Annotated in this window: 15 protein-coding genes; 8 read left to right on the forward strand and 7 right to left on the reverse strand. The window is 50.2% G+C overall.

Features of this window, described 5'->3' with window-relative positions; translation table 11 throughout:
• Positions 1-7: 7 nt before the first annotated feature.
• Positions 8-556, forward strand: a complete 549-nt coding sequence (locus tag ABCW47_RS03235; protein WP_343208427.1) for a DUF3793 family protein — start codon at positions 8-10, stop codon at positions 554-556.
• Positions 557-575: 19 nt separating this feature from the next.
• Positions 576-998 carry a flavodoxin gene (locus tag ABCW47_RS03240; protein ID WP_343208428.1) on the forward strand — a complete coding sequence of 141 codons (423 nt, stop codon included), beginning with the start codon at positions 576-578 and terminating at the stop codon, positions 996-998.
• A 67-nt stretch (positions 999-1,065) separates the two neighbouring features.
• On the opposite strand, the gene ABCW47_RS03245 is transcribed toward ABCW47_RS03240, so the two are convergent.
• The gene (locus ABCW47_RS03245; RefSeq protein ID WP_343208429.1) at positions 1,066-1,737 is read right to left on the reverse strand and encodes a Crp/Fnr family transcriptional regulator; all 672 of its coding nucleotides are present in this window, start codon (positions 1,735-1,737) and stop codon (positions 1,066-1,068) included.
• 70 nt (positions 1,738-1,807) lie between these two features.
• On the opposite strand from ABCW47_RS03245, the gene ABCW47_RS03250 reads away from it, so the two are divergent.
• From ABCW47_RS03250 to ABCW47_RS03260, 3 genes are all read left to right on the forward strand, one after another.
• Positions 1,808-2,350, forward strand: a complete 543-nt coding sequence (locus tag ABCW47_RS03250; protein WP_343208430.1) for an ECF transporter S component — start codon at positions 1,808-1,810, stop codon at positions 2,348-2,350.
• Positions 2,351-2,552: 202 nt separating this feature from the next.
• Positions 2,553-3,845, forward strand: a complete 1,293-nt coding sequence (locus tag ABCW47_RS03255) for a hypothetical protein (RefSeq protein ID WP_343208431.1) — start codon at positions 2,553-2,555, stop codon at positions 3,843-3,845.
• A 37-nt stretch (positions 3,846-3,882) separates the two neighbouring features.
• Positions 3,883-4,326 (forward strand): hypothetical protein, encoded by a 444-nt coding sequence (locus tag ABCW47_RS03260; RefSeq protein ID WP_343208432.1) that lies wholly within the window; start codon positions 3,883-3,885, stop codon positions 4,324-4,326.
• Between the two features lie 110 nt (positions 4,327-4,436).
• Here the strand turns inward: ABCW47_RS03260 and ABCW47_RS03265 are convergent, their stop codons facing one another.
• The 5 genes from ABCW47_RS03265 to ABCW47_RS03285 form a co-directional block, all read right to left on the reverse strand.
• On the reverse strand, positions 4,437-5,078 hold the full coding sequence (locus ABCW47_RS03265) for an ABC-2 transporter permease (RefSeq protein ID WP_343208433.1): 642 nt from the start codon (positions 5,076-5,078) through the stop codon (positions 4,437-4,439).
• Positions 5,059-5,817 (reverse strand): ABC transporter ATP-binding protein, encoded by a 759-nt coding sequence (locus tag ABCW47_RS03270; protein ID WP_343208434.1) that lies wholly within the window; start codon positions 5,815-5,817, stop codon positions 5,059-5,061. Before ABCW47_RS03270 ends, ABCW47_RS03265 begins: the two co-directional genes overlap by 20 nt.
• Before the next feature lie 42 nt (positions 5,818-5,859).
• Positions 5,860-6,330, reverse strand: a complete 471-nt coding sequence (locus tag ABCW47_RS03275) for a helix-turn-helix domain-containing protein (RefSeq protein WP_343208435.1) — start codon at positions 6,328-6,330, stop codon at positions 5,860-5,862.
• Positions 6,331-6,619: 289 nt separating this feature from the next.
• Positions 6,620-7,414 (reverse strand): ZIP family metal transporter, encoded by a 795-nt coding sequence (locus tag ABCW47_RS03280; protein ID WP_343208436.1) that lies wholly within the window; start codon positions 7,412-7,414, stop codon positions 6,620-6,622.
• 366 nt (positions 7,415-7,780) lie between these two features.
• Complete coding sequence (locus ABCW47_RS03285; RefSeq protein WP_343208437.1) at positions 7,781-8,980, reverse strand: coenzyme F420-0:L-glutamate ligase; 1,200 nt, start codon at positions 8,978-8,980, stop codon at positions 7,781-7,783.
• A gap of 264 nt (positions 8,981-9,244) precedes the next feature.
• On the opposite strand from ABCW47_RS03285, the gene ABCW47_RS03290 reads away from it, so the two are divergent.
• The gene (locus ABCW47_RS03290) at positions 9,245-10,135 is read left to right on the forward strand and encodes a LysR family transcriptional regulator (protein WP_343208438.1); all 891 of its coding nucleotides are present in this window, start codon (positions 9,245-9,247) and stop codon (positions 10,133-10,135) included.
• A gap of 109 nt (positions 10,136-10,244) precedes the next feature.
• Here ABCW47_RS03290 and ABCW47_RS03295 read toward each other — a convergent pair whose 3' ends face one another.
• A complete protein-coding gene (locus ABCW47_RS03295) occupies positions 10,245-11,009 on the reverse strand; it encodes a shikimate dehydrogenase family protein (RefSeq protein ID WP_343208439.1) in 765 nt (254 codons plus the stop codon).
• 219 nt (positions 11,010-11,228) lie between these two features.
• Between ABCW47_RS03295 and spoIIIAA the strand changes: the two genes are divergently transcribed.
• Complete coding sequence (spoIIIAA, locus tag ABCW47_RS03300) at positions 11,229-12,161, forward strand: stage III sporulation protein AA (protein ID WP_343208440.1); 933 nt, start codon at positions 11,229-11,231, stop codon at positions 12,159-12,161.
• Positions 12,152-12,673, forward strand: a complete 522-nt coding sequence (locus ABCW47_RS03305) for a stage III sporulation protein AB (RefSeq protein WP_343208441.1) — start codon at positions 12,152-12,154, stop codon at positions 12,671-12,673. The genes spoIIIAA and ABCW47_RS03305 overlap by 10 nt, the downstream gene beginning before the upstream one ends.
• Positions 12,674-12,685: the final 12 nt, after the last annotated feature.

A 12,685-nucleotide genomic window follows, 5' to 3' on the forward strand; every position in this document is an offset into this window, starting at 1 on the left:
GACTAACATGTTGCTGGAAAAATATCTGATTGAACACTGTTCGCCCACCCTCGCATCGCTGAAAACGGCCAATTTATTCTGTGTAACGGCAGGACCCAGGCTGGAACAGCAGATAGAGGCATGGAACACAGAATTTAAGAGAAAAGGGCTTTTTCTGATGAAACTGGGCCGCCAGGGGACGAAGGAACTGATCTACCTGTGCCGGAAATCCCGCCTTGAGGCCGACTTAAAAAAGCCGGGCGTGGCAAGATTTTTAAGAGATTACGGATATCAGGATAACGGGGCGGAGTATGCTCTTGGCAGACTAAAAAACCGGCTGGGAGAGATGGAGGATTTTCCTCATGAAATCGGAATCTTCCTTGGCTATCCGCTGGGGGATGTGATCGGCTTTATCCGTAACGCCGGGAAAAACAGTAAGTGCACAGGTTGTTGGAAGGTTTACTGCAACGAGTGCGAGGCATTAAAGCAATTTGAACGATTTAAAAAGTGCCGAGAGGTTTATATACGGCTCTGGAACCAGGGAAGGTCAATACGGCAGCTCACAGTAGCGGTTTAATAAAAAAGGAGATAGAGATATGAGTAAAATAGCGGTAGTTTATTGGAGCGGTACAGGTAATACAGAAGAGATGGCCAATCAGGTTGCACAAGGCGCAAAGGAAGCGGGAGCGGAGGTAAGTGTCTTTACCGCCTCAGAATTTGGCGCTGACCGGATGGATGAATTTGACGCGGTGGCATTCGGATGCCCGTCTATGGGAGCGGAGCAGCTGGAGGAAAGTGAGTTTGAGCCCATGTTCATGGAGTGTGAGGGAAAACTTTCCGGCAAGAAAATAGCTCTGTTTGGCTCGTATGGATGGGGTGACGGAGAGTGGATGCGCACCTGGGAGGAAACCTGCAAAAATAACGGTGCTGAATTAACCTGCGAGAGCGTGATCTGCAATGAGATGCCGGATGAGACAGCGATTGCTGCCTGCGCAGCGCTGGGAAGTGCACTGGCCTGAACGGGATAAGACAGAGTGATTCAACAAAGACTGAGAAACCATACGGAGGGCTTCTCAGTCTTTTTGCTTACAGGATAACAAAGGTGTTTTTATAATAATCAATCAGTCCGTCTTTCTTCATCCGTGACAGCTCGCGTGAGAGAGCACTCCGGTCTACGTTGAGATAATCAGCCATGCCGGCCCGGTCCAGAGGAATCTCAAAGGGAACCTTATCTTTACCGTTCGAGATAAGAGCCAGATAGGTCTTTACCTTTTCACGGACGGAGGGTTTAAGTAAGCAGCTGATCCTGTCATGGAGCAACAGCCCCTTTTCCGCCACGATGCCGACGTAGTTGAACAGCAATTTGTTATGGTCAGGACTGCTGCAGCGGGCTATCATTGTATGAAAGGGGATGACAAGAACGGCAGAATCCTCCGCGGCCTGAACGGTCACCGGACTAGTATGTCCCCGGCTGGCAGCCAGAAGAACCCCGATCTCACCGCCCGGCTTTATCAGGGAAATCAGGACAGGACGTCCCTGCAGATCCTCTTTCACCGCGTGAGCACCGCCGGAGAGCAGAATTCCAAACTCGGAAATGGGCTCCCCCTCCCGGACGATCTGGCTTCCCTTTTGATATTCCCGGCGATTCGAATGGATATGAATGAGAAGACCGGGAATCTGTTCCGGGCTGATGCCGGAGAACAGAGCACAGCGGCCCAGAAGTTCTAATTCCTGTACATTAAGTCGTTTGGTTGCCATAGCAACATACCTCCTTTCTGAACCATACTACAATAGGGATATAAAAACAAGAGAAGAAAGGGAGAAAGAAATGAAAAATACAGCTTTATGGGTTACCAGGACAGGAGTTTTTATTGCGCTTTTGATTGTATTGCAGGCGGTCACAACACCGCTTGGCACTACGCTGGTCACCGGTTCCTTCGTGAACATGATGCTTATACTGTCCGTTATGCTCTGCGGATTTTCATCCGGAGCGGCAGTTGGCCTGGTGTCTCCGGTGCTGGCAAAATGTCTGGGAATCGGACCGTTCTGGAGCCTGATTCCTTTTATTCTGGCAGGTAATCTGACCCTGATCGTAATCTGGTATATATTGGGTAGAAAAAAAGGACAGGGCAGATTTACGTGGTGCCTTATCGCCTGTCTGACCGCAGCCGCGGCTAAATTTCTGGTACTCTATCTGGGGATAGTAAAGATTGCAGTTCCGCTTATCCTGGAGCTTCCCCAGGGACAGGCTGCTGCGGTGTCAGGGCTTTTCTCCGTCCCGCAGCTTATCACCGCTCTGGCCGGCGGAGCTCTGGCCATCCTTCTGCTTCCGTCTTTACGGAAGGCGCTTTCCTTTTCGGAGATTGGATAGAGCATTGCAGAGGCATATCCCTTGACCATAGCCGCTACTCGCTTTACAATAGAACACAAACCGGAAAAGGAGAAATGGATATGAAATTGATGATTGCAGATGCTCCATGCAATGTGATATGAGGCAGAAGTGCATGGAGTAAAGGAATCTGCCTCAGGTCACTTTGCATCCTGTTGAAGAAAAAGAGAAGGAGTAGAGTGAAATGAAACAGACCTATAGTGAAAATACAGCCCTTTTGGGCTTTTGTGAAACAGATATTACGCCGGATTATCCGGTGCGGACGATTGGATTCGGGCGGGAAGATGAAATGTCAAGAGGTGTACTTGCTCCGCTGAAAGCCCAGGCTGCCCTCTGGCAGCTGGGAAAGGAGCGGTGCGTTCTGGTCACGATAGATCATATCGGCTTTGGCACGGAACATGCAACGAAACTTCGGGGCGATATCGGCAGGTTGATTGGGACCGGTGAGGACAAAGTTATGCTTTGCTTTTCCCATACCCACTCTGCGCCAAATGACAGTATTGAGGATGCCTGGAGAGAATTTGCGGACAGACGGATCAAAGATGCGGTGCGAAAGGCAGCAACCGGTCTGTCGCCGGTTTTGGCTGCCTGGGGAAACGGGCGGACCGGAATCGGGGTAAATCGCAGAATAGAACGGGATGAGATGGACAGCCGGATAGGAATTATCAGGGCGGCGGATGAGAATGACCGGAATCGGCTTCTTATTCTCCGCTTAACGGCCCACGCCAATGTTCTGAAAGCGGACAACTTCCTGATTTCACCGGATTATTTCGGAGAGGTCCGCAGCCTGCTTCAGGAGAAGTACGGCTGTCCGGTTATGGTGACCCAGGGAGCCTCCGGAAATGCGGCGCCGAAGTATTTTTCATCCGCAATCAACCCGCCGGACGCAGATGATCCGGACCGTTATATCCGTACAGACAGGGCGCTGCTCTGTATGGCACAGGAGGTTCTTCACAGCGTGGATGAGGTGATCGGGACGCTGGAGTGCAGACCGGTCACCCGTCTTGGCATGTACTGCGTAAAGGAGTCCTTTGACGCGTCAGTGCCGGATATGGAGAGGGCCGAAGCGGTTGCCGCGGAGGCGAAAGAATATGCGGGAATCGACGGTACACACTGGCTTCGTGAAGTGAAAAGGCTGCATAGCGAGGGAATCGTGAAACAGCAGGAGACCGTTACCCTGCAGTATTTTGTCCTCAATGACGGATGCTTCTGCGGCGTGCCCAATGAGATCATGTGCGAATTTGCCCTGAAAGCCTGCAGGCGTCTGGGGAGCAGCCATTTTTATCTGGGCGGCTATACCAACGGCTGTACCGGGTACTGGCCCGGCGAGGAAGAATATGATAAAGGCGGCTATGAAGTTTTCTGGTCCATGCTGATCTATTATGTTTATTACGGCCGGGTCTTCCCCCTGGACAGAGACAGTGCGCAGGTCCTGATCAGAACTGCCGCAGAACATGCACCCGGAGAATTAAGCTGAGGGGAATTAGGGGAATGAATGAGGAGAAATGAAAACAATGAAGAAAATGACAGCTGTCATCATGATTTTGTGCTGCCTGCTGACGGGCTGCGCCGCCGATCCGGACAATATAACCGGTGATGTGAATACGGGAGATACGGACACAGGGGATGAAGACACCGGAAGTACAGACCGGGGAGTCTATGTTAAAATGGAAGCGGACTTTATCTATTCGGTGGAATGGGAATGCACAAACAGGGGCGGCAGTGTTCTGGCAGCCGGCAGCGGTTTTGACACGGATGTTTTTATACTTCTTACCACCGATATAGTGGAAACAGCGGAGGCTGACGATAAGGATGTGGAGTTTAAGGTTACGGCGAAACGAAAAGACGGGAAAGAGTTTGCCGCAAATGAATTTACCTGCAAAGCGGGAACGAAGAGAATGGAGCTGGCCGTGACCAAAGACGGCAGTATCACGGAGCAGGACCGCGGTGAAAGGTAAGGTACCGGTTAAATAAGACAAGACAAAAAATAACTGTGCAGAAGGCTGTCTGAAATTCAGGACGGCATATCTGCCAGTTATTTTTTTGATGAATTATTTTCCTCATGTAGTTATAAGTCTACCTTCTCGAAGCGCCCGGCGGCAATCCGGTATGCCAGAACCATCCCTCCCGCATAGCAGAGGATGCCTGCGATAAGGATAGGAAACTGTTTCGGCAGAGCCGCGGCACTGACGGAATCCAGCCAGGACATTCCCGGAAAATGGACTATACTTTCGATCACAATCATAAGCGGGACAACCGGGAGCATGGCCAGCAGAAATGACCTGCCGGCCTTATAGCCGGACTGGTAGTAAGCCGGGAAAAAGACCAGATCAAACAGAGTAAACAGAATCAGCCCAAAGCCGAACCAGGCCGCGTTTGCATCCATTCCCACCGTATTGTTTGGTAGTTTCAGATACCCTCTGAGAAAGGCAAAGGGAATCGTGATCAAAAGCTGTCCCAGCTGAGAGGTGAGAATCAGCAGGCATTTCGCCATGACGGTCTCCCTCTTTTTTACCGGAAGAATGGCTGTATACCAGACGTCGTTGTTCTCCCTGGCATTGACAAATGTAATATAGGGGGCCAGGCAGCCAAACAGAAATATAACAGAATAAGGGTAGGAAGGTACCAGGACCAGTACTCCCATCATGGTAAAAATAAAGAGGGTGGGGTGGGCCGCAAGGGAGAGTTCCTTATAAAGCAGTTTCATCATAGCCACTCCTTTCTGTCCGCAGCATGATTTCTTCCAGCGTGAGCGGTGCCGAATCGGCGCTTGTCCTCAGATGGTCAAAGAAACGGAGAAATGTCTCGCGGCCGGCGCTGGCCAGGAGCCTTCCATTTTGTATGTAAGTAATATCATCCGCACACCGGTCCAGATCCGAAGTGATATGGGTGGAAAATAAAATACTCCGTCTGCCGTCCGCTGTAATTCTCTTAAAGATATGCAGCAGTTCGTCCCGTGAAACCGGATCAAGGCCGCTGGTAGGCTCGTCCAGAATCAGCAGCCTGGCATGGTGGGAGAGAGCCAGCGCCAGCAGATATTTTACCTTCATACCGCTGGAAAGCTCTTTTATTTTCTTATTCTCGTCCAGTGCAAACCGGCGGAGATACTCTTCATAGAGGGACTGATCCCATTGATCGTAAAACTTGCGGGTAACGGCGGTGATGGCGGAAAGCTTTTTCAGCGGGTAGAAATCAATTCCGCCGAATACCACGCCGGTCTGCTGTTTGCAAGCCTTTTCAGACAGGAAGAAATCCTCCCCCAGCATCCGTACCTGCCCGCTGTCAGGGTGAACCATGTTTAAGATTGATTTGAGCGTGGTGCTTTTGCCTGCGCCGTTTTTGCCGATCAGCCCCATGATACGGCCGGGGGCCAGGGAAAAAGAAACATCCCTGAGATGAAAGCCGGGATAGGATTTGGATAAATTATTTACAGTAAGCAGATCTACCATGTTTGCCTCCAATTCTGACGGTTCGTTGAACTACGGCCTGTTCTATTCCGGTGTCTTTTCTTCCGGCGGCATAACCGCGCCCCGGAGGATTTCCACCACACCTAGGAAATCCTCCGCGGATACGAGGGCAAGGCCTCGCGTCTCCGGATTCTCGTCACCAAGAACCATAAGCAGATCACCGGTTTTCAGATGAAAGATTTCACGCGCTTTCTTTGGGAGAACTACCTGACCCCGTTCCCCCAGCCTGACCGTGCCGAAGATGTGTTTGCCTTTGGGTGGAATCCCCGCCGCCTCATTTGTCTGGTTAAAGTGAATGAGATCATCCACGGACACATCATAGAGTGAGGCCAGGGCATCACAGTTGATGATATCGGGTATGGTCTCTCCGGCCTCCCACTTTGCCACCGCCTGGCGCGAGACTCCGATCCGCCCGGCAACCTCCTCCTGGGAGTATTTATGATACTGCCGAAGCAGCGCCAAATTCTGAGAAATGTATAGATTCTGATTTTTCAATCCTGTACCTGTCCCTTTCCCGCTTTGGGCCCTTCCTGAAAGGAAAACAGGCTCCAATGCGCAGGATAGGAAAAACGTCTTCCCGTCTTTCCTGCCTTCTATGATCTAATTATACTTAAGCTTCGTGAGATTACTACCAACCGGACATAACAAAATATGTTATGTCCGGTTGCGGCGTGGGAACGTTCCTAAATAATGAAAAAGAACCGGTGAGACATTACGCCCGCCGGTTCCCGGATGAAAGATATTCAGATGAAATCAAATAAGCGAAGTGTCATGAACCAAATCCTTATCCCAGCGCCACATCCAGAACCATCATGACCAGAAAACCGGCCATAACGCCCAGCGTACCTACATGGGAATGTTCGCCCAGATGAGCTTCCGGAATCAATTCTTCCACAACGACATAGAGCATAGCACCGGCTGCGAAGGAGAGAAGCCAGGGCATCAGGGGCTGTATCCCGCCTGCAATTAAAACGGTCAGGATACCGAAGATCGGTTCCACGATACCGGATAAACTGCCAAGGGCAAATGCCTTGCCGGTGTGCAGTCCCTCCTGGCGGAGCGGAAGAGAGATGGCGGCTCCCTCCGGAAAGTTCTGGATACCGATACCGATGGCAAGCGCCATAGCTGTCGTGTAGAGCGCCGGATCATTGTGCTGCGCGGCCAGGGCAAAAGAAAGCCCCACCGCCATTCCTTCCGGTATGTTATGCAGTGTAACGGCAAATACCAGAAGAGTGGTCCGCTTCCAGTTGGAAGATCTGCCCTCCGGCTGCTCCGAATCCGGATGCAGGTGAGGCAGCAGATTATCCATAATCATCAGAAAAGCAATGCCCAGAATAAAACCGCCTGCGGCAGGCACCCAGCCGAACCCGGCGAATCCTCCTGCTTCGGCTTCCTCAATTGCCGGGATCAGCAGTGACCAGACCGAGGCTGCAATCATGACCCCGGCGGCAAAACCCAGAAATACTCTCTGAACCCTTAAGTCCATTTTTTTGCGAAAGAAAAATACAACGGCGGCGCCCAGAGTGGTCATCAGAAATGTGAATCCGGTTCCCCCTGCCGCCCATGCAATCGCCTGCATAAAATCCCCTCCTTAATGAATTCAAGTACGCCTCGGCGTACTTGCTGCGAGCCGCACGTCATGCTTTGCATGACATAATACATCTTATATTATTTTCCTGTTCAGTCTAATGTTATAGACTAATGAAGAAAAGTAAAAAACCGGACCGGACTATAATCATAGATCGTCAGGTAATTCACCTGTACTTCGTCACCGTACGTGATTAGGAAACACTAATCTGAATTCAGTATACTGCCAGGTTTTGAACTTGTCAATATAAATAGGAATCATTCCTGAAAAGTGACAAAAAAGAGGCAGAATTATGCCGAAAGTAAGACATAATTCTGCCTCTGATCATGCAGATATAGTTAACTATTATCCTGCGGTTTAATCTTCATCGGAAAAGTTATCAAAGTAGCCCTGGATCAAAACGATAGGGGTACCCTTATCACCGCTTCCGGTAGTCAGATCACAGAGACTGCCCAATAAATCAGTGAGACGGCGGGGAGTCGTTCCCTGTGTCTCCATTTTCCCTTTCAGAGATTCTGACGGTTTATTGGCAATGTATTCGGAGATGGCGCTCTTTAACTCTTCACCTGAAAGAGAGGCAAAGTTATTGTCCGCCAGATATTTTAATTTTACTTCATTCGGCGTGCCGTTCAGACCGTCGGTAAACGCGGGGGAGACAACCGGATCGGCAAGCTCCCAAATCTTTCCTACCGGGTCCTTGAATGCGCCGTCGCCGTATACCATGACCTCAATCTGCTTTCCGGTCTTCTGATATAATCTGGTCTGAACCTCTCTTACAAACGCTTCGCAATCTCTCGGGAAAAGTTTTACCTTTTCTTCAGTAGCTTTGTTGGAACCCAGCAGACCATAATCTGAATTGTATCCGCTGTTCCCGATGGAAGCAGTCATGATGTCGTCCAGTCCCAGTACCGTATTTGCACCTGCAGCGGCAAGAAGCCGTTTGGAGCGGGCACGGGAATGAATGTCGCAGGTTAAGACATCTTTGGTGTAGTTTAAAATAGCACGGCAGTCATTGGCAAAAATAAACTCAACTTCTGCGCCTTCTTCCAGACAGAGGTCTTTATAATACTGGACATAGTCAATGCCTGTGAAGGTATGGAGATTGCTGCCGAACAGCTCGCGGTACTTTTTCTCATCCAGTACATCGGTCCAGGGATTAACCCCCTTCTCGTCCAGCTTGTCCAGATCAACCAGATGATTTCCTACTTCATCGGACGGATAACTCATCATGATGTGGAGCTTTTTTGCACCTCTTGCAATGCCGCGCAGACAGATTGCAAAACGGTTACGGCTCATGATCGGAAAGATGACTCCGAATTCACCGCCTGGAAATTTGCTGCGGATATCCTGAGCGATGTCGTCAACGGTTGCATAGTTTCCCTGAGCTCTTGCTACCACAGCCTCGGTGATACCGACTACATCTCTGTCATGCAGAGAAAAAGCCTCGGATTTTGCTGCCTCCAGTACGGAATCGACAACAATACCGGCAAGATCGTCACCCTCGCGGATAATTGGCGCACGGACACCCATGGAAATCGTTCCAGTCATTCTTGACATAATCATACCTCCATTCCGGCTGTTCCCGCTTCTAAAATCTGCGGCAGAACAAACCGTTCTCAGGCGGACATACTGTCCGTCAGACAGTGTGCGGTTTTCATGTAACCGGCACACACCGTATCTCTTTTGTTATAACGAAAAAACCCACTTTGGGCTTGTACCAAAATCCATTATAATATATGATATCATATAAGTAAAATTATTATTAATGGGTTATAACATAAGCAATGGTTATGGATAAGGGATAGAAGAAGGAGCACGCAGATGAAAAATTTGGATTTGTACCGGATATTCCGGGAGGTGGCCTACGCCGGAAGCTTTTCGGAGGCGGCCAGGAACCTTTATATCTCTCAGCCGGCGGTGAGCCAGGCGATCGGCCAGCTGGAGGAAGAGCTGGGGAGAAAACTGTTTGCCCGGAGCCGGAAGGGGGCGCACCTGACCCAGGAAGGCCGGATGCTGTATGAACACGTGAACGCGGCTCTGGGGATGCTGGAAGCGGGAGAAGAACAGTTTGAGAGGATGCGTCTGCTCCAGGAAGGAAAGCTTGCAATCGGTGCGGGCGATACGATATCCGAGCATTTTCTTTTGCCCTATCTGAAGCTTTTTCAGGAGGAATACCCCGGGATTGCCCTCCAGGTAATCAACCGGACCAGCGGGGAGGAACTGGAACTTTTAAAGGCCGGAAAGATCGATGTAGCCTTTGTCAACCTGCCCCTGGAGGATGGAGAGATAGAGGTATCGGAGTGTATGCAGATCCATGACCGCTTTGTGGCCTCTGAAAAATATTTTTTGTTAAAGGATCAGACATTAACCCTGTCCCAGGTGGCGGGACTGCATCTGGTTATGCTGGAAACCCTGGCTAATTCCAGACGTTATGTAGACCGGTTCTTTCAGGATCACGGCGTAACGCTTAAGCCGGAGATCGAGCTGGGCGCGCATGACTTAATGGTTGAATTCGCCCGGATGGGAATCGGCGTGGCCTGCGTGACGGAAGAATTCGCCGGAGAATATCTGGACAACGGCGAACTATTCGCCTTAAAGCTGGAAAAAGAAATCCCGCCGAGAGGGATTGGAATCTGTACTCTGGCGGGGAGGATACCTTCTTTTGCGCTGGAAACATTCAAAAATCTGTTTAACAGGACACGGCCGGACTGACCGGAATACTTCCGGCCTCTGGCCTGCACTGCTTGCAATAAGGCGGTTCGCGAAGCGTACGGCGCTTGCTGTCTATAATAGTAGTAATTCTACATAAGTAGAATGGCTATTATGCCCGTTCTCTGCACATTCTTTGATAAATATCATCGATCACATTCTCATCTATTTTACAGTCCAGAAAGAACTCAACCGCATACTTGGCCTGGGCAATCAGCATTTCCAGCCCGTTGACCGTCTTTAAGCTAAGCTCTCTGCCCTGCCGCAGCAGCCGGGTCTCCAGAGGGTTATAAATAATGTCCAGGACCGCCTCACACCTGGGAAAGCGGGATACATCCAGGGGAGATGCATCTACATTGGGAAACATCCCCACCGGACTGGTATTGACGATGACCTGTGCATCCCCATGTTTTGCATAACATTCTTCCGTGGTGATTGTATCGGGGCTGACACGGGGTTTTGAGATGATGATCTCTCCGGCGTTCAGATCCCGAAGAACGGCCAGAATAGCCTTGGCGGCCCCTCCATTGCCGAGAACGACAACCTTCCTGCCCTCTATCTCTACCTGATTATGCCGGATCATATAGAGAAATCCAGAATAATCCGTGTTGTGCCCGGTCAGTCTGCCGTCTTTGTTTACGATCGTATTGACCGCGCCGATGGCACCTGCATTTTTGTCCAGTTCGTCTAGATAAGGGATCACATCTTTTTTGTAGGGAATGGTCACATTGATCGCGTTAAACTCCCGCTTTTCCATAAACTGCGGAAATTCTTCCCTGGTCAGAGGAATCAGATCATAGGTATAATCTGCCAGCTGTTCGTGTATTTCTTTTGAAAAACTGTGCCCCAGTTTTTCTCCGATTAATCCATATCGCATTTATTTCACTCACTTTCACAAAACTGTGTAACCGGCGAATCTGCCGGTTTTCGTTCTTACATAGGAAAGTTCTCCAAACGTTCCTATTATTTTTTATCCAGTCTAATATAGGAACGTAAAAGATGCAAGAGCTATGGAAATTTTGCGGCATAATCCCCGGGAAAAATCATATGAATGGAGTAGGACAAAGTTGCTTGTCCGAATGATGGAGAAAGGAAGGTGAGGAACTTGCAGTCGATTCTGCGGATTTTTCCGAAAGAACTGCGGGAGCTTCTGGAACACTGCCAGATGGATTTTGCCCTGCTGCAGGAGATCCGTCTCAGGGTAAACCAGCCTTTTCTGGCAAGGTATGACAATAGAGAATATTTCATTTCCAGAAAAGGACTTACGAATAGAACCGGGGAAGAATATTTCCTCACGGACCGCCAGTTAAAAGAGACAATGGAGATTTTAAGCCGGTACTCTCTATATGCGTTTGAGGAGGAGACCAGGCAGGGCTTTCTCACGATTCAGGGAGGGCACCGGGTAGGGGTGGCCGGAAAGGTCACTTTATCGGATAAGTCCATCCGGAATATGAAATATATTTCCTTTTTAAATATCCGGGTTGCCCATGAGAGGAAAGGCTGTGCGGATAAGATCCTGCCCCGGCTGATTGAAAAGGACAGGCTCTGCCACACGATGATTATTTCTCCGCCGGGCTGCGGAAAGACCACCCTGCTCCGGGATCTGGTGAGACAGATATCCGATGGAACACCTTATTTTCACGGGCAGACTGTCGGTCTGGTGGATGAACGGTCAGAGCTGGCTGCCTGTTATCTGGGGGTTCCGCAGAATGATGTGGGAATACGCACGGATGTGCTGGACTGCTGTCCCAAGGCGGAGGGAATGATTATGCTGATCCGGTCGATGGCGCCCAGGGTGATTGCCGCGGATGAGGTGGGTCTGCCGGAAGAAATTCACTCTCTGAAATATGCCATGTACTGCGGCTGTTCCATCCTCTCCACCGTGCACGGAACATCCATTGAGGATATAAAGAAGCGGCCTGTGCTCCGGGAACTGCTCCGGGAGAGACTCTTTGAACGGTATGTGGTGCTGGAACCAGGATTTCGGGTAAAAGAAATCTATGACGGAGAGGGTTTGGTATGGGAATAAAATTGCTGGGAATAGTTCTGACCCTGGCCGCTTCCACCGGCCTGGGATTCTGGTATGGCCATCGTATGACGGCACGGCTTTCCCTTCTTCGGGAGAGCAGGAAATATTTTCTGATGCTTAAAAATAATATCGGCTTTGCCGGTGTCCCTCTGCCGGAGGCATTTTCCGAACTTTCAGAGCGGTCGGAGGGAGTCTGGCAGGCCTTTTTTGCCGAATTGGGTACGGAACTAGCCTCCGATGAGGGACTTTCCTTTGAATCCATATGGACGCAGGTGCTGAAAAAACACTTCCGGGGCCGGGGGCTCTCCGAGGGGGATCTAAAAAGTCTGCTTCAGCTGGGCGGAAACTTCGGTTACCTGGATAAGGGAATGCAGATTCAATTCATTGATCTGTACCTGGCAGGGCTTGACCGGGAAATAACGGAGCTGGCGGACCAGTTAAAGGAAAAGACCAGGCTGTGCCGGCTGCTTGGGATCATGGGCGGGCTGTTTATCGTCATCCTCTTTATCTAGGTACAGCCGCCG

It is taken from the genome of Anaerolentibacter hominis (genome assembly GCF_032380675.1).
In the GTDB taxonomy this organism is placed as follows: Bacteria; Bacillota; Clostridia; order Lachnospirales; family Lachnospiraceae; genus Anaerolentibacter; species Anaerolentibacter hominis.